14 protein-coding genes and 1 tRNA gene are annotated in these 17775 nt (G+C 52.0%); all 15 read left to right on the forward strand.

What is annotated here, in order from left to right:
• Positions 1-9 precede the first annotated feature (9 nt).
• Positions 10-741 (forward strand): phosphocholine cytidylyltransferase family protein, encoded by a 732-nt coding sequence (locus BLT02_RS10330; protein ID WP_175453779.1) that lies wholly within the window; start codon positions 10-12, stop codon positions 739-741.
• Positions 742-943: 202 nt separating this feature from the next.
• Entirely contained in the window at positions 944-3478 is a 2535-nt protein-coding gene (locus tag BLT02_RS10335) for a CotH kinase family protein (RefSeq protein WP_175453780.1), read from the forward strand.
• A gap of 27 nt (positions 3479-3505) precedes the next feature.
• The gene (locus tag BLT02_RS17185) at positions 3506-3664 is read left to right on the forward strand and encodes a hypothetical protein (RefSeq protein WP_175453781.1); all 159 of its coding nucleotides are present in this window, start codon (positions 3506-3508) and stop codon (positions 3662-3664) included.
• A gap of 210 nt (positions 3665-3874) precedes the next feature.
• Positions 3875-4165, forward strand: a complete 291-nt coding sequence (gene rpsF / locus BLT02_RS10340; protein ID WP_092994784.1) for a 30S ribosomal protein S6 — start codon at positions 3875-3877, stop codon at positions 4163-4165.
• Positions 4166-4184: 19 nt separating this feature from the next.
• The gene (locus tag BLT02_RS10345) at positions 4185-4799 is read left to right on the forward strand and encodes a single-stranded DNA-binding protein (protein ID WP_092994787.1); all 615 of its coding nucleotides are present in this window, start codon (positions 4185-4187) and stop codon (positions 4797-4799) included.
• Positions 4800-4856: 57 nt separating this feature from the next.
• Complete coding sequence (gene rpsR, locus BLT02_RS10350; RefSeq protein ID WP_092994790.1) at positions 4857-5120, forward strand: 30S ribosomal protein S18; 264 nt, start codon at positions 4857-4859, stop codon at positions 5118-5120.
• A 186-nt stretch (positions 5121-5306) separates the two neighbouring features.
• Positions 5307-5389 (forward strand) — tRNA-Leu (locus BLT02_RS10355).
• A gap of 351 nt (positions 5390-5740) precedes the next feature.
• Entirely contained in the window at positions 5741-6838 is a 1098-nt protein-coding gene (locus BLT02_RS10360; RefSeq protein WP_175453782.1) for an MBG domain-containing protein, read from the forward strand.
• 157 nt (positions 6839-6995) lie between these two features.
• A complete protein-coding gene (locus BLT02_RS10365; protein WP_092994793.1) occupies positions 6996-8105 on the forward strand; it encodes a hypothetical protein in 1110 nt (369 codons plus the stop codon).
• A gap of 875 nt (positions 8106-8980) precedes the next feature.
• A complete protein-coding gene (locus BLT02_RS10370) occupies positions 8981-13126 on the forward strand; it encodes an MBG domain-containing protein (protein ID WP_092994795.1) in 4146 nt (1381 codons plus the stop codon).
• A 90-nt stretch (positions 13127-13216) separates the two neighbouring features.
• Entirely contained in the window at positions 13217-14326 is a 1110-nt protein-coding gene (locus BLT02_RS10375; protein ID WP_092994798.1) for a hypothetical protein, read from the forward strand.
• Between the two features lie 528 nt (positions 14327-14854).
• The gene (locus BLT02_RS10380) at positions 14855-15178 is read left to right on the forward strand and encodes a hypothetical protein (RefSeq protein ID WP_175453783.1); all 324 of its coding nucleotides are present in this window, start codon (positions 14855-14857) and stop codon (positions 15176-15178) included.
• 383 nt (positions 15179-15561) lie between these two features.
• Positions 15562-15948, forward strand: coding sequence for a hypothetical protein (locus tag BLT02_RS10385; RefSeq protein WP_092994803.1), 387 nt, complete (start codon positions 15562-15564; stop codon positions 15946-15948).
• A gap of 21 nt (positions 15949-15969) precedes the next feature.
• Positions 15970-16980: a Panacea domain-containing protein gene (locus BLT02_RS10390; protein ID WP_092994806.1), complete on the forward strand. Its 1011-nt coding sequence runs from the start codon at positions 15970-15972 to the stop codon at positions 16978-16980.
• A 423-nt stretch (positions 16981-17403) separates the two neighbouring features.
• Positions 17404-17751, forward strand: coding sequence for a hypothetical protein (locus tag BLT02_RS10395; RefSeq protein WP_092994809.1), 348 nt, complete (start codon positions 17404-17406; stop codon positions 17749-17751).
• The last annotated feature ends 24 nt before the right edge of the window (positions 17752-17775 follow it).

Consider the following 17775-nt stretch of genomic DNA (forward strand, 5'->3'; position numbering starts at 1 on the left):
GAGGTAAGGATGAAAGCACTTATACTTGCGGCCGGATTCGGCAAGCGTCTCCAGCCCATCACGAATACGATCCCGAAATCCATGGTCGAGGTGAACGGTACACCGCTGCTGGTCAATGCCCTGAACAACCTGACCGCCCTGGGGATCACTGAGATCGGCATTGTCGTCGGCCACATGGCGGATTACATCAAAGACCATATCGGCACGGAATTCAAGGGCGCCAGGATCTCCTATTATGAGAATCCCCGTTATCTGGAGACCAATAACATCGTCTCCCTGTACAAGGCGGTCGATTTCTGTGATGATGACATGCTCATGCTCGAATGTGACATCTACTATCACAAAGAAATGCTGGAAGCCCTCCTGAAGGGAGAAGGCGAGTGCAGCATCCTGGTCAGCCCCTTTAATCCTGAAACCATGGACGGCTCTGTCATCCGGGTGGAAGAGGACCGGGCGCTGGAACTCATCCTTGGAAAATGGCAGGGGGAGGGTTTTGACTATTCCGATACCAGAAAGACCGTCAACATGTACCGTTTCACTAAGGCTTTTGCGGCAAAATACATGCCTCTGATCAAGTGGTATGTCGAGAACATGGGAGAGCAGAGCTATTACGAGAAGGTGCTCGGGAGCCTGCTCTATCTGAGGGAGTGCGATATCCGTATCGTGGAAGTGCCGGAGTCAATGTGGTGTGAGGTCGATGATGCCGATGACCTCGCCAGAGCGAGGAAAAAATTTGGCTAATAGACATAATGGACTTAACAGACTTAACAGACATAGGAAAAACAGTAATAGCAAGAGATATACAAGATCCGGACGGGCTGCGGTGATCCTCCGGTTTCTGCTTTTCACCGCCGTCACGGGGTTCCTGCTGCTTCTGCTTGCCCGTCCAAAGCGACCCAAAAATCTGGAGGAATACATAGAGCGGCAGGGAAAAACGCCTCTTATGTTTTCCGACAGAAGCGGCTTTTACAGTGAAGATGTCCTGCTGGAGCTGGATGCTCCGGGCATCCTGCCTGAAGGAGCAGTCATCTGCTATACCCTGGACGGCACAGAACCGGACATCAATTCAGAAAAGTACGAAGATCCGATCCTGCTGAGGGCGGGGGAAAATCCCCATGAAGGCGAGAGCGGGAGATTTATGAATACCGGCGGCCCCGATGCTGACGCGTCTTCCGGGAACGGCGTACAGGAGGGCGCTGACGACGCGGATGACGACGATCTCGATGTGAGCGTGAGCGCTTCTTCCGGGATCGATGCGCAGGCATCCCCCGGAGGCGCGGATTACGATCCGGACAATCCGGCCTCGGAAACGACCGTCTTTACGGTCAGGGCAAGGATCTGCTGGGGAGAAGACTCCACGGATGTCCAGTACGGGATCTACTGTGTGGGGAACAGCCTGCTCCCCTATGAGAATGGATTTATTGTCTGCGTCGATACAGATCCCGAGGGCCTCTACGATTACGAAAAAGGGATCCTCGTGGGCGGCAAAGACCTGGTGGAGAACGATTTCAACAAATACCACGGGAACTATATGAAAAAGGGCGACGAGTGGGTCCGCCCCTGTCATATGGCGGTTTTCGACGAAGACGGCCGGGTGCTGCAGGATAAAAACGCCGGCCTTTCCATATCGGGCGGTATGTCCCGCCGCCTTGACCAGAAATCCTTCAATCTCTCTGCAGGGGAACCCTATGGGGAAGAGAACGACCACTTCTATCTGGATATTTTTCCGGATTCCGAAGAGTCTGAGTTTGCTCATGTGGGAAGCTATACCCATCTGCGCCTGCGCGCCCGGAGCCAGGTGCCGCGCACCTTCCGCGAGACTCTCATAGGACAGCTCGCGGAGGAGAGCAATATCCGCGCATCCGCAGAACCGAGAAAAGGGATCGTCTTCCTGAACGGTTCTTTTTATATGCTGGCGGAACTGGAGCCCACCTTCAGCGACTCCCTGCTGGCCCACCGTTTTGATCTCCCGGATACGGATCATATTAAAAAGAAAAAGGGCAAGGAGAGCAGCGTATTCAGAAAGCTGGACGTCACCGACATCTTTTCCGCGGATATGACACAAAAGGAGAACCGGGCTCTGCTGGAACAGACAGCGGATATGGATGACTACCTCCTGGAGTATGCCTTTAATATCCTGACCAACAATCTGGACTGGCCTTACAACAACGTGGAAGCCTGGCACTGGACCGGGGACTACGATCCACAAAGGCCCTTTACGGACGGAAGGCTCCGTTTTGTGATCTTCGATTCGGACAAGGCCTTCAACGCGGATCCGGAACTGGAGGGCGGCTTCGGTACAGACAATCTTACCAACATCATGGAGAACATCCATATAGGCAGGGACTCCGCTTTCCCGAATATTATGAAGGCAAAGACCTATTCGGATAAGTTTTTCACGATTCTCAGTGACCTGATGAACACCTCCTTCCAGACTGACCATGTGGTCGACCTGATCCGCGAGAGCTATGCCCAGGTGCAGGAGGATGTCAAGTCTTACTATACAGAAGAGTACAGACAGCAGATCGAATCGGATTTGGAAGGAGCCCTGAACCTGGCCTCATCCAGAAACGAAACTGTCCGCGCCGACTTGCAGACCTGGTTCGGCCTGAGCCCGGAGAACCGCTATCAGCTGGAAGTGAGCGCAGGAGACGGAGTCAGCGTCTCCTGGGATTTCATGAGCGTGCCCCGGAAAACCACCTATACCGGCTCCTACTATACCGACATTCCAATCACCCTGACTGCCTCTGTCGCGCCCGGCTGGCGCTTTGACCACTGGGAGGTCAACGGAAAAAACTACTTGCCGAAGAAAGATACAGACAAAGCAGATGAATCCGTGGCAGAAGGGACAGACGCTTCCGCACCGGGCGGGAAAGATAACTCCATGACGGGAGGAACAGATAAATCTATACCGGGAGGGACAGATAAATCTATACCGGGAGGGACATACGGAGAGGAGAAGGCCGGCAGTAAGGATCCGACCAGAGTAACCCTGACGATAACCGGAAACATACAGCCGGGAGATACCTGCACCGTCCGCGCAGTGGCCGCCCGGGAAAAGGGCGAGCGCCTCATCATCTCCGAGGTTTCCGCTGCCGGAAAGAGTGACTGGATCCAGCTCTATAATGCAGGGACCACTGACCTGGACCTCGGAAGATACTGCCTCTCCGACGACCCTGAGGACCTCCGGAAATTCCGCCTTCCCGCAGAGAACCTGGAGCCGGGCGAGACCTGCCGGATCAACGGCCACAGGAATGAAAGCGGAATGGCCCTGTGCCTCTGCAATTTCAACCTTACTGCCGATGAAACCCTGTTCCTGACCCCCGACGAGGGATCCGGCCTGGCAGGCGACTCCGTCAGGATCCCCAGGATGAGCAGAGGCAACGCCTACGGCCGCAAGGACAACGGAAGCACCTGGCTCTGGTTTGACCGCGCCAGGGAGGTCGTAGAATTGTGGACAGAGGACGAGATGCAGTGAGCGGGACACGTTCCTGTACAAATCCCGATGATCCATCAGACACCTTTAAAAACCAAAGCTGTTCTTGACAAGGGGATGCCATATAAAGGGGTTAATAAGAGAAAAATAAAGGGGATAAAAAGAGAAAAAACGCTGATAAAAGCGGCTGCAAAAATGGCTGAAAAGGTGGCTGAAAAAATGCGTTGAAATATTGAAAAAACTATTGCAGGGATTTTTTTATTATGATATTATAGTCATCCGTGGGATTAATCCCGGATATTTTTCCTTGCTCCTGTTTTTGAAAAACAGACCGATGCTTATGGTACTTGGGAACTTAATATTCTCAGTGATCTCTCGTACAGAAAGATTGGTTCATTTTGAGGAGGCAGGGGCCAGAGACCAAAAGGAGGTAGAAGAATGGGTAAATATGAGTTAGCCGTTGTTGTGAATGCGCAGATCGATGATGAAGCGAGGACAGCGGTTGTCGACAGATGCAAAGAGCTGATCACCCGTTTCGGCGGTACAGTCGGCGAAGTCGATGACTGGGGCAAGAAGAAACTTGCTTATGAGATCCAGAAGATGAACGAAGGTTACTACTACTTCATCAAGTTCGAAGCTGAAGGCTCCGCGATCGCCGAGATCGAGAGCTTCATGCGCATCATGGATAACGTCCTCAGATATCTGTGCGTAAAACAGGAAGCGGCCTGAATACAGAAAAGAGGTCATCATGAATAAAGTCATACTTATGGGTCGCCTGACCAGGGATCCTGAAGTCAGATATACGCAGGGAGATAATTCCCTGTGCATCGCCAATTTCACGGTTGCAGTCGACAGACGCATGGGTCGCAATAACCAGGACGGTGGTCCCACAGCGGACTTCATTCCCTGCGTGGTTTTCGGCAAGCAGGCCGAACATGTCGAGAAATACTACAGGAAAGGCCTGAAGACCTGCCTGAGCGGCCGGATCCAGACCCGTAATTACACCAATCGCGAAGGTGTCAAGGTCTATGTCACGGAAGTCGTGGTCGAGGACCTTGAGTTCGCCGAGAGCAAGAGCGCTTCCCAGGCTGGCAGCGGAAACTACGGCGGCGGTTACAGCGGAAACAACAGTAACTACGGCGGTGGAAACAGCGGTAATTACGGCGGTGGAAACTACGGTGGAAACAACAGCAATTACAGCGGTGGAAACTATGGCGGAAACAGCGGAAGCTACGGCGCTTCCGACAGCGGTTACAGCGCTCCCTCCCAGGGACAGAATCAGAATACCGCTCCCGCATCTGACGCTTTGGATGGATTTATGAATATCCCTGACGGCATCGACGAGGAGCTTCCGTTCAGCTGAACAGGCAGAACGCAGGTGAGCGATGCGCACCCATAGGGAGTTTACAGGAGGTTAAAAATGGCTTTTAACAGAGAGAATCGTTCGGATGCACCTTTCCGCAAGAGAGGCGGCTTCCACAGGAAAAGAAAAGTCTGCGTGTTCTGCGGCAAGGACAACGCGATCGATTATAAGGATGTCGCAAAGCTCCGCAAGTATGTCTCCGAGAGCGGCAAGATCCTGCCCCGCAGGATCACCGGCACCTGCGCGACACACCAGAGAGCACTGACCAGTGCCATCAAGAGAGCCCGCCACATGGCTCTGATGCCTTACTCCGAGCGTTGATCGCTCCGGACTTCCGCCCCTCAACAGAGATTGATCCTTAGCTGTTGAAGACGGACCGGCAGACTGCCTGATGAGGCAATTCAATTAAAAAAGTACCTGCCGGCAGAGAATTTCTCTATTTCTCTGCCGGCGGATGCAGCAAAAACAAATTAAAATCATATCAAATTAATAATCATATCAAATCATGCCGGCGTGTCGGAATGGCAGACGAGGCAGACTCAAAATCTGCTGTCCGAGAGGGCGTGTGGGTTCGAGTCCCACCGCCGGCATTTTTTTTGTGAAGATCTGCATGAATATAGATTCGGATTTTCGGACACTTAAGGAAAAATCCGTTGCTTTCAGGCTGGGGGTCTGATAAAATTTACGTATATTTATGTGCCTTTATACGGATATGCAGGCCTTTAATTTCCATTCTGGCAAGCTTATACAAGCATGATCAGAAAGGGGTTTGACAGCTATGCGGAACAGCCCTACTCTCTTCGCAGCCATGCGGAACAGATCTTCGCTCTTAACAGCACAGCAGAACTGTGCCCTTTTTTGGTGTAAAACCGGATATTTTATTCATGATAGATAACCGTCGTACTTGACCGGGCAGCATACCCTGTCAGATTCGGCGGTTTTTGTCGTTTAACGGGCTTGCGGCGGCCATAACAGCTGTAAAGAGCCAGAAACTCCTTTCTGCTCCGGCAAAGCTCCCTGACGGCTGCGCGAAAATGCAGTACAGGATGAGCGGCGAGACCTCCTGGTCAAATTCCATCCCCGCTGCCGCCAAGGCCGGCAACTATACGGTGGAGTACAGATATGCGGGGGATAAAAACCATAAGACTTCCGCAGTTTTCCGGATCAAAGCATCCATCGCCAGGGCGAAGATCACGATCACCGCGCAGGACAAGACCAGCCCGCGCGAAGCATCCATCAAGAAGCTCACCTGGAAGGTGACCGGCGCCTATGTCTCCGGGGACAACCTGGGCATCAAGGCCTCCACCACTGCAAAAAAGACCTCCAAACCGGGAAAATACAAGATCTCCGTGTCCTGGAACAAGGATCCCGACTACACAGCCACGCTGAAAAACGGCACCTACACCATCACCGACAGAGTGACCGGCCCTGAGAAAGCCAGGACAGGGATCAGCCTGAACTCCGGATTCAGAGCATGGTGGGAAGGCTCAGGACTGATGGTCTCATGGGGAAAAGCGGAAGATGCTGAACGTTACGACATTCTCGCCGCCTATTGCGGTAAGGACGCGCCCAAGTTAGTCAGGGCGGTCAGCGGGAAAAGCGAGCCGGTCATCAAGATCACGAGTCTGGACGGAAAGAAGATCGACCGCACGAAAAATATCAAAGTCAGGGTCATCGCCTACCGGAAGGTGGACGGCCAGTATACGAGGATGGGCGCGACCATTATTGCCCATGTGACCGGCGGACAGGGCAGGAACAGCGGTTTTACGAATGCCAGAAGGGTGACCGTCCAGAAGGACAGTTACACACTGGGTGCCGGAAAGACCGCCATGATCAAAGCTGAGACCGTTCTCGAAATCCAGGGAAAGAAGCTGCTCGGAAACGACCACGACGCCAGATACCGTTACTCTTCTGACAACAACAAGGTCGCCACAGTAGATGAAAACGGGAAGATCACTGCAGTCGGAAAAGGAACCTGCCATATTTACATTTACGCGCAGAACGGGACTTCCAAAAAAGTCAGCGTAACGGTGAAGTAAACAGACCGGCCCTGCGAGTTGGCCGGTATGTCGATTAAAACGCGATAAAACCGTTTTTGTGAGGTGATGAGCATGAGATGTGAGTTGGCCGGTATGTCGATTAATACGCGATAAAACGTGAATGTAACGTGCATGTAAGTAGAGGAGGTTAAATAACATGAAAAGAAATAAGAGTATACTGCAGGTCCTGCTGGGCGTCCTGCTGTGCGCCGCGCTCGTTTTTCCGGGCATGAAAGCGACCGTGTTCGCGGTGGACAGGATCGACGAGACAGACACCGCCATGACGGAAAACGGCGCAATCCCGGAGAATGAGGGCATTAAAGAGAATGATCCGCTTCCGGGATCCGGAGAGCTTTTATACGAAGATGCAGCTTTCGCTTCTACGGACGGGGATGCCCTTACGGAAGGATCAGAGAGCGCAGCGGCAGAAGGATCCTATAAAGAATCCTATGAAGAAGACCTTCTCCCGGAAGGAGAAGAGTCCGAAGAGGATGGAAATGGGACCTCCGGAGACGGTGTTCTCCCTGAAGAAGACGATCCGGAGGAAGTGGAAAACAATGCCCCCGCGGACAATGACTTACCGGAGGAAGTGGAAAACAGTGTCCCCGCGGACAATGACTTACCGGAGGAAGCAGAAAACAGTGCCTCCGCGGACAATGACTTTCTGCAGGAGGAGGGAAACGGCGATCCGTCTGAGGATGCCTACGCACCAGCCGAAGATGGCACATCCTCTGAGATGACGGCACAGCCGGAGGAGCCTGCCCAGGATGAACTGCAGGAAACTCCTGCCGAAGATGGCGCATCTTCTGAGATGACGGTGCAGCCGGAGGAGCCTGCCCAGGATGAACTGCAGGAAACTCCTGCCGAAGATGGCGCATCTTCTGAGATGACGGTTCAGCCGGAGGAGCCTGCACAGGATGAATTACAGGAAACTCCTGCCGAAGAGCCGTCCGTGGAGGCAGATGCGGAGGAACTTGCCGATGCTGCCTCGTATGACTCTGCTGCCGGCCTTTGTCCCCTCGCCAGGGAGCTGACCTTCAACGGGAAGGCACAGGAACTGATCGATGTCGAAGATATCCCGGAGGGCACCCTGTGCTACTCGCTGGACGGCGAAGCCTTCAGCCCGGAGATCCCGACCGGAACAAACGCGGGAGATTACATTGTCTACTACAGAGCGGCGGGAGAGGAAACCGCGCAGGTTTCTTCCCTGACTGTGACCATCTCCAAAGCCGACGTCATATTCACCGCCCCGTCCGCGGTCGAATGAGGCAGAACAGAAAAAAGCAACAGAATGAATGAAAAAGAACTATATGAAAAAGAACTGAATAAAAAAAGAGGGGACGGCTCCCGATCCGGCTCCTGAAGGATTGACATCTTTATTTGCCGCCCGGCCTGTTGTCGCAATAGGCCGGGCGAGTTTTTTCTTCATCGCGCAATACCCATGACTTCAGCCATGGGACAAACGTGTAAAAAGGAAAGCTGACGGCTGACGCGCACATGGGCTTTTGTAAGGAGAACAGCATCATACCCATCGCCCGGAATGAGTTTTACACCGGGGACAGCCTCTACCAGAAGACTTTCATGGAAAACTACAAAAAGTGCGTGAACACGGGCCAGCATATCACTGTGAAAATGGTGATGTGGCTGCCCGTTTTTTTGCGTTTATGAAGGTGATCACATGCGTAAATCCGCTCTTGCGCTCATACTACACCTGTGCCACACTTCTATCAGGCGAGGCGGTGGTTCTCGCCTGTTTCTCGTTCAGGTAAAATTGCTTCAGGTGATTTTCTGAAAAGTCCGTTGAAATCAGTCTCGGGTTCTGCTATATTTTTCTTATATCTTTGTGCTCAAATGCAGGGGTTAATGATCCGCGCTGGCAGGCCATTATTTGAGAAGAGAACTTCGGCTCTTTTCAGATTTTTGACAGAAAGGAGCTTGACAGCCATGCTGAATAGAATACGCGCCTTGGAGCACAGCACAGCATTAGCTAACTGTGCACTTTTTGCGTCTTGCGGCTGCGAGGCGTATGAAACTGAATACAACATTCGTGATGGATAACCGTCGGACTTGATGGGGTTACTATACCCTATCAGGTTCGGCGGTTTCTTTATATCTAAGATAAATCTCAAGGAGGAAGTTTAAATGAAAAAAAATCGAAAGGAATCAGGGGGGAAGCTGCTGGGCGTTTTGCTCGCGCTGGCGATGATCGTCGGGCTGTTCCCCGGCATGAGCCTGACGGCATATGCGGCAGATGATCCCTATGCAAGCCTCAAGTACACCACAACAGTAATAACCTTTGACGGCAAGCCCTGGTACCTGATCGATTACGATGCCACTACTGTAACACTGCTTTCGGAGGAATGTGTTACGGCATCAAAGTTTGGCACAGACAGCACATACAGCGGTTCTACTGTAGAAACTGCTGTAAATAATTACTATAAGAACAATATTTCAACAGCCGCAAAAGCAGCACTCATCGGAGGAATGTTCCTTCTGACACCTGAACAGGCAAATGCAATCCGTGATGTAAATTATTTGGTGCTGAAGTGCCCTTGGCCAAGTGACGCTGAAGCAAACTTATGGTGGCTCAATGGACCCGGCCGCTATGCCGACACTGTGCAGTGCGCGGACGGCGACGTCAGCTACGTTTGGACCAATGGTTTCAACGTGGACTACACGCTTGGTGTCCGCCCCGCTTTAAAGCTCAATCTGCCATCTGTAATCTTCGAATCTGAATCAAAAACATTTTCGCTGAAGCCGTCCCACCCGCACAGCTTCACCTCTTACACAGCAAACAGCGCTGCCATAACGGCGGCCTGCACGGCGGACGGCTGCACGCTGCCCCCGAGCACTGCAGGTGGCACCGACCATGTTGTCACGCTGACCCTGAGTGCCGCTGATGAGGTCTATACCGGCAGCGCTTATACGGGAGCAAGTCTTTCCGATACAACAGTATGGACGTGGGTTGGACTGACCGAACCGACGATTGAATATGAAGGACGCGGTGATACAAGCTATACAAAGAGCGGGACAGCGCCGACAGCTGCGGGCACTTATACCGCCAGCATCACGGTGGATACGAACAAGACCGCAACGGCAGATTTCACGATCAGCCCCATGGCGCTGACCATTGACACCGCGACGGCGACGAACCGCACTTATGATAAGGACAGCACAGCGGTCACAATCAGTGCCGTTACGTTCAAGGACAGCAGCGGTGCCAGTGTTGAGCTGACTCAGGGCACCGACTACACTGTTACCGGCACAATGACCGATGCGAATGCGGGCGACGGCAAGAGCGTCAATGTCACTGTAACGCTCAAAAACGCCAATTACAGCCTTGCGACGAATAACACGACTACCACAGTCAACATCAACAAGGCGGACGCAGTCCCGGCCGCCGTCACCGCAGGCAACCGTACATATGATGGTACTGAGAAACCGCTGGTGACTGTTACAGGTCAGGCGTCTGGCGGCGAGATGCGATATGCCCTCGGTACCGTAACCGAAGCCACACAATCTTATACCACATCCATTCCGTCAAAGACCGACGCCGGAACCTATTACGTCTGGTACAGGGTCGCGGGCGACGGGAACCACTTTGACAGCGATCCCGCCTGCGTCACAGCAGAGATCAAAAAAGCGGAGGCGACTGTCACAGCCAAAGAACAGACGATCAAAGAGGGCACCGGCATCGGGACCGGGACAGACAAGGCTGAACTGTCCGGCCAGGTCTCAGGCCACAGCCTCAGCGCGGTCACCCTGGCGGCAGAGGATGGAAAGATCGTACCGTCCGGTGCCGTGATCCGGGATGCCGGCAATAAAGATGTGACGGGCAATTACAATATCTCCTACCAGCCGGGCGCCCTGACCGTTATCCCCAGGACCAGTTACCTGGTCACCTTCAGGGTGGTAAACGGCGCATGGGATGACGGCGAGGGAGATGCCGCGACAGCGGACAGGACCGTGACCCTCGAAGGCCACGAGGGCGACAAGCTGAAGCTGGAAAAGACACAGATCCCCTCCGCCGGCAGCAGGCCCAAAGACAGCACGTTCATGGCCGGATCCTGGGACGTGGAGCCTGACGAGAAGACCGTAATCGAACAGGACACGGTCTATACCTACATCTACGCGAAGAAGGAACCGGCAGCCGTCACGAAGGCACCGTCTGCCAATAACCTGACCTACAACGAACAGGCCCAGGATCTCGTAACCGCCGGTGAAGCCACGGGCGGCCAGCTGCGGTACGCCCCCGGCAAAGACCTCAATACCCCTCCTTCCGCGGACGAATATTCCGCGGAGGTCCCTGCCGGGACCGACGCCGGGACCTATTATGTATGGTATAAGGTCTTTGGGGACGACACCCACCTTGACTCGCCGGAAGCCTGCTTTGCCGTGACGATCGATCCCGGCAATTCCTCGGGCAGTCCGACAGGGCATGAGGACGGCCTCACCTACACAGGCGAAGCCCAGGAACTGGTCCTGGCGGGCACCGTCCAGGGCGGGACGATGCTGTACGCCCTCGGTGAGGACGCCTCGACGCCTCCTGAGGACAGCCTTTTCACCCGGGAGATCCCCAAGGGGACCGACGCGGGGGACTATTACGTCTGGTACAGGGTCGCCGGCGACGCCAACCACAATGACGTCCCGCCCGCCTGCCTCACAGCCGTGATCAAGAAGGCGCAGATCACACCCACGGTTTCCATCACCGGATGGACCTACGGTGAGGCTGCCAACGATCCGCAGGTAGACGCGGCAGACAATCCCGGGAACGGTACTGTGCGGTATGAATACAGCATGGAAGAGAGCACCGGCTACACAGACCAGGTCCCCGCGGAAGCCGGCCCCTATTATGTACGGGCCCTGGTCGCGGAGACGAAGAACTACAGGGAGGCCGTCTCGAAGCCGCTGGGCTTCGCCATCGCCCGCGCCTCCATCACCATCACGGCTGACAATCAGTCCGGCACCTACGGGGAGGACGTACAGGCCCTCACCTATACGGCGGGCGGCGCCTATGTGGAGGGAGACGACCTGGGCGTCAGTGTAAAGTGCAGTGTGAAAAAAGGCTCCGATGTGGGGACCTATCCCATCACCGTGAGCTGGAATGAGAACAAAAACTACGACGCCCAGCTCGTTGACGGCACCTATACCGTCCGGAAAGCCGCCATCGACACGGCGTCCGCCGGGAACAGCGGAAAGCCCGCTGCCAGAACTGTTACTTATAACGGAAAGAACCAGAAGCTCCTTTCCGCTCCGGCAAAGCTCCCGGACGGCTGCGCGAAAATGCAGTACAGGATGAGCGGCGCCGCCTCCTGGTCAAATTCCATCCCCGCTGCCGTGAAGGCCGGGAACTATACGATGGAATACAGATATGCGGGGGATAAAAACCATAAGACTTCCGCAGTTTTCCGGATCAAAGCATCCATCGCCAAGGCGAAGATCACGATCACCGCGCAGGACAAGACCGGCCCGCGCGAGACAGCCATCCAAAAGCTCACCTGGAAAGTGACCGGCGCTTATGTCTCCGGGGACAACCTGGGCATCAAGGCCTCCACCACTGCCAAAAAGACCTCCAAACCGGGAAAATACAAGATCTCCGTGTCCTGGAACAAGAATCCCAATTACACAGCCACGCTGAAAAATGGCACCTACACCATCACCGACAGAGTGACCGGCCCTGAGAAGGCCAGGACAGGGATCCTCCTGAACTCCGGATTCAGAGCATGGTGGGAAGGCTCAGGACTCATGGTCTCATGGGGTAAGGCAGAAAATGCCGACCGTTACGACGTCCTGGCCGCCTACTGCGGCAAGGACGCGCCCAAACCGGTCAGGACGGTCAGTGCTAAAAGCGAGCCGGTCATCAAGATCACGAGCCTTGACGGAAAGAAGATCGACCGCACGAAAAATATCAAGGTCAGGGTCATCGCCTATCGGAAGGTGGACGGCCAGTATACCAGGATGGGCGCGACCATTATTGCCCATGTGACCGGCGGCCAGGGCAGGACCAGCGGTTTTACGAATGCCAGAAGGGTGACCGTCCAGAAGGACAGTTACACACTGAAGACCGGGAAGACCGCAGTGGTCAGAGCAACGACCATTCCCGAAGTCCAGGGAAAAAAGCTCCTCGGAGAGAACCACGCCGCCAGATACCGCTACACCTCTGACAACAAGGCAGTCGCCACAGTAGATGAAAACGGAAAGATCACAGCAGTCGGAAAGGGAACCTGTCACATTTACGTTCACGCGCAGAACGGGACTTCCCAAAAAGTCAGCGTAACGGTGAAGTAAACAGACCGGCTCTGCGAGCTGGCCGGTATGTCAATTAATACGCGAAAAAACGTGAATGTAACGTGCATGTAAGTAGAGGAGGTTAATGACATGAAAAGAAATAAGAGCATTCTGCAGGTCCTGCTGGGCATCCTGCTGTGCGTCGCGCTCGCTTTTCCTGGTATGAAAGCGACCGTGTTCGCAGTGGACAGGATCGACGAGACAGACGCCGCCATGACGGAAAACGGCGCAATCCCGGAGAATGAGGGCATTAAGGAGAATGATCCGCTTCCGGGGTCCGGAGAGCTTTTATACGAAGATGCAGCCTTCGCTTCTACGGACGGGGATGCCCTTGCGGAAGGATCAGAGAGCGCAGCGGCAGAAGGATCCTATAAAGAATCCTATGAAGAAGACCTTCTCCCGGAAGGAGAAGAGCCCGAAGAGGATGGAAATGGAACCTCCGGTGACGGTGTTCTCCCTGAAGAGGACGATACGGAGGAAGTGGAAAACAGTGCCCCCGCGGACAATGACTTACCGGAGGAAGCAGAAAACAGTGCCTCCGCGGACAATGAATCTCCGGAGGAAGCAGGAAACGGTGCCTTCGCGGACAATGACTTTCTGCAGGAGGAAGGAAACGGCGATCCGTCTGAGGATGCCTACGTACCAGCCGAAGATGGCACATCCTCTGAGATGACGGCGCAGCCGGATGAGTCTGCACAAGATGAATTACAGGAAATTCCTGCCGAAGATGGCGCATCCTCTGAGATGACAGCGCAGCCGGAGGAGCCTGCCCAGAATGAATTGCAGGAAACTCCTGCCGAAGATGGCGCATCCTCTGAGATGACGGCGCAGCCGGAGGAGCCTGCCCGGGATGAACTGCAGGAAATTCCTGCCGAAGACCCGTCCGTGGAGGCGGATGCGGAGGAACTGACCGATACCGCCTCTTATGACTCCGCTGCCGGCCTTTGTCCTCTGGCCAGGGAGCTGACCTACAACGGGAAGGCGCAGGAACTGGTCGATGTCGAAGATATCCCGGAGGGTGCCCTGTGCTACTCGCTGGACGGCGAAGCCTTCAGCCCGGAGATCCCGACCGGAACCGACGCGGGAGATTACATTGTCTACTACAGAGCGGCGGGAGAGGGAGACGCGCAGGTTTCTTCCCTGACTGTGACCATCTCCAAAGCCGACGTCATATTTACCGCCCCGTCCGCAGTCGAATGAGGCAAAACAGGAAAAAGAAACAGAACGAAAGAAATAGGAGGGGGCGGCTCCCAAACCGGCTCCTGAAGGACTGACATCTACATTCGCCGCCCGGCCTGCTGCAGCAATAGGCCGGGCGGATTTTATTACTTTATAGAATATTCTGATTACTAAGGCAGCAAAACAGGCGTATGTTCATCGAATATATGTTGGATAATTACGTATTCAGGCATAAAAAGCAGATGATGATACTGGTGATGCTGACGAAGTTCGGATATGAAGGTATAATAAAAATGGATTGCGGAATATCGCTGAAATACACTTTTCTTGGATTAAAGATTATGACGCGAAAAAGATTCTTTATTTAATGTTTTTGGGAGAATAAAAATGTCCTGTTGGCACTTAACTGTAGCATTGAGGATTCCTGCTTCAGCACTTGGATTCAAATATCTGCGTGATTGGAAGGAATTCCTGAAAAAGCATGAAGATGATTTTTGCTGGGAAGAGGGATGCTTCTGCGAATCAATGTGTGATGACTATCCAGGTGGTTTGGGGTGGGGAACACTAGAATTTACTGATCCGGATTGGCAGCTGGACCAGCGGAATCCAAAGCACCCGGAAATCGTCCCGGGCCCCTTTCTGGACTATTATCTCAGGGATGATTACCCGCTCTTACCCGAATACAACAGTTACGGAGCGAATGACGAAATCAGGATCCTGGATGAGGACGAAAAGGAAAAATATCTGCCAGAATATCAGGCACTGTTCCCACAGTTTACACTAAAAGATATGGACGCAGTGCGCCGGTGTTCTTTTGAGTGGTATGACGGAAGCGGAGCATCCTATTTTTACTCTTGTTGGGATGACGACTGAAAGATGCCATATCTTTCACATGATATCTGTATTGATTGCGGATATCATTTGAGAATGCCGGATGTCACAACATTTACAACAGTGATCAAGATACATTAACCAATCATCATACATAACACAATAGCAAAAGCCGTCAGAACTGATCTGGCGGCCTTTTTCTACCTGATTTAAAGAGGATTTTTTACCATAAGGAATTTTGGGGGATACTTGTCAGGGATTATTTACACTATTCAGCGATTGGACCGGGTATTTCCTTGCAGGGGCGGCGAGTTATTCACCTACCTTCATTTTCATGATTGGATATTGACAAAATCCAATCATGAATACATAATAATGATAGAAAAATAAAAAAAACACATCACCACTGCTTGAAGGATGAAATATTGAGTATAAATAAAAAAGATATAGAGCAGTATCTTTCCGAAGTAAAAGATGCTGTTGGAAACGATAGATACCGGCTTGACAGGAATAGCAAGCGGAAAGATAATATCAATCTTTTCCTGGACTATGTGATCGATGAAGCTAAAGCAAAGGATATCATATTGAGTTTAACAATAATGGATTTTTCAGAAATCCTTCAGAATGAACACAGAGGTTTTGAGCATGAGAGACTGTATGTATTTGGCAAGGATGTCGTTCTTTTGGAGAGAAATGGTACAGAAGAGAAAACAGTATCTCTTTATATCAAATTTAACAAGCTGGAGAACTGTTACGTGATTGTGATTTCGTTCCATGAGCAGAAGTATCCGCTTACATATTTTTTTAAATAATCAGGAAAAGAGGAGACCATTATGACAGATAAGGGAAGAAGAGATTTCTGCATGGAATGCAGAAAAGAGACGGAGTACCTTTTAAAGAAAAAGGACATCGTAAAGACGATAAGGGATAAGGATTACACGTTTGGAATCACTGTAGCAGTATGTGCAGAGTGTGGCGAGGAAATGAGCATTCCTGGTCTTATTGATAAGAATGTTCAGGAAATCGATTCACAGTACCGGGCGGCGGAAGGTCTTGTGTCGATTGATGATATTGAAAAGCTTATGAAGATCTATAACATAGGTAAGGCTCCGCTGTCTCTTGCCTTAGGATTTGGAGAAGTGACCATACCGAGATATCTGGAGGGGCAGGTGCCTTCCAAAGAATATTCGGATGTTGTGAGGGCGGCGCTGGTCTCTCCGGCATATATGAAGCAGAAACTCATGGAAAACAGGGGAAAGCTGACGGATGCGGCATATAAGAAAGCGATGGCTGCGGCAGACAGCATAGAGAGTTTGTTTTCGGTGTCGGAAAAGATGCTCAGGGTGATCGCATACGTTTTTGAAAAGCTGGAAGAAGTAACGCCGCTGATGCTGCAGAAGATTCTCTATTTCATTCAGGGAGTGTATTCTGCACTGTATGGAAAGCCGGTTTTTGAAGAGGATTGCAGAGCCTGGGTACACGGTCCGGTCTATCCGGAAGTCTATGAGCTGTTCCGGGATTTTAAATATAATCCAATCGATGACGCACGGTTCGCATTGCTTCATGGAAACGCAGAAGCTTTGACTGAAGAAGAAAAGAAGGTGATTGATCTCGTAGTAAATACATTCGGAATATACGGAGGAAAGATATTGGAGAGAATTACGCATAATGAGGATCCGTGGATGGAAGCCAGAAAGGGTTATTGTGACAGTATCCCGTCTGGCAAGATTCTGCCGAAAGACCGCATCATGATGTATTATGTGATTATAAACCAAAAGTACGGGATTGACACCGAGGAAGGACTAAGAACCTATATTCATGACATGCTGGCTAAAGCATCATAAAGCAGGGCAGCGACTGCGGTCATCGCAACTTCTGACGGAGAAGCCTTTGATCGTGGGTATAGCCGGCTTGATGAATTGAAGGATGCTGTGAGGGCAGAAATACTTCTTCGTAAGTGTTTTTGTTGATTACTCAGAATCTGATACCCCCAAAACCATCCGGCATGCCTCCTCGGAGTGAGTTATGCATTCCGGGATAGGCGGATATTCGTTTTTTAAGTTTATAGTGTCTGGTATCAATAGTTAAAACCGATGATTGGGTGCTTACTTTACATCGGTGATTAGTCTTTCGAAACTATCTTATGATCAAAAGTCACATAGGCGCTTATAACGCTGGTCAAAACTGAAAACTGCCATTGAAGGAGGCTTTTAAAACCAATATAATGGTAATAGCGCATTACGGAATCACACTAGGAGGTCAACCCAATGATCCTCAACAAAAAACAGATGACCGAAGAGGCCATCAAGCTCAATTATATCACTCCTGCCATTAATGCCAGCGGTTGGCAGAATGGCATTAATATCACGATGGAGACTAAAATCACGGATGGGAAGATCAATATCCGTGGCAACATGGTCTATCGTGAGAAGGAGGAAAGAGCGAATTATCTTCATTATTTGAATAAATATCGTCCAATTGCCATTGTAGAGGCAAAGGACAAAAAGAAAACCATCTCTCACGGTTTTAGCAGGCATTGGAGTATGCCCAGATACTGGATCTCCCGTTTGCTTGCAGTTCCAACGGAGATGGTTTTTGTGAACATGATTTTCTGACAGGTACAGAGCGTCAGATGGGAA

Origin of the sequence: Sarcina sp. DSM 11001 (genome assembly GCF_900101015.1) — a bacterium.
Taxonomy (GTDB): Bacteria; Bacillota; Clostridia; order Lachnospirales; family Lachnospiraceae; genus CAG-791.

Coding starts and splice junctions, on each gene's coding strand:
- BLT02_RS10330 (WP_175453779.1), top strand. CDS start 10: ATGAAAGCACTTATACTTGCGGCCGGATTCGGCAAGCGTCTCCAGCCC.
- BLT02_RS10335 (WP_175453780.1), top strand. CDS start 944: ATGTTTTCCGACAGAAGCGGCTTTTACAGTGAAGATGTCCTGCTGGAG.
- BLT02_RS17185 (WP_175453781.1), top strand. CDS start 3,506: ATGATCCATCAGACACCTTTAAAAACCAAAGCTGTTCTTGACAAGGGG.
- rpsF (WP_092994784.1), top strand. CDS start 3,875: ATGGGTAAATATGAGTTAGCCGTTGTTGTGAATGCGCAGATCGATGAT.
- BLT02_RS10345 (WP_092994787.1), top strand. CDS start 4,185: ATGAATAAAGTCATACTTATGGGTCGCCTGACCAGGGATCCTGAAGTC.
- rpsR (WP_092994790.1), top strand. CDS start 4,857: ATGGCTTTTAACAGAGAGAATCGTTCGGATGCACCTTTCCGCAAGAGA.
- BLT02_RS10365 (WP_092994793.1), top strand. CDS start 6,996: ATGAAAAGAAATAAGAGTATACTGCAGGTCCTGCTGGGCGTCCTGCTG.
- BLT02_RS10370 (WP_092994795.1), top strand. CDS start 8,981: ATGAAAAAAAATCGAAAGGAATCAGGGGGGAAGCTGCTGGGCGTTTTG.
- BLT02_RS10375 (WP_092994798.1), top strand. CDS start 13,217: ATGAAAAGAAATAAGAGCATTCTGCAGGTCCTGCTGGGCATCCTGCTG.
- BLT02_RS10390 (WP_092994806.1), top strand. CDS start 15,970: ATGACAGATAAGGGAAGAAGAGATTTCTGCATGGAATGCAGAAAAGAG.
- BLT02_RS10395 (WP_092994809.1), top strand. CDS start 17,404: ATGATCCTCAACAAAAAACAGATGACCGAAGAGGCCATCAAGCTCAAT.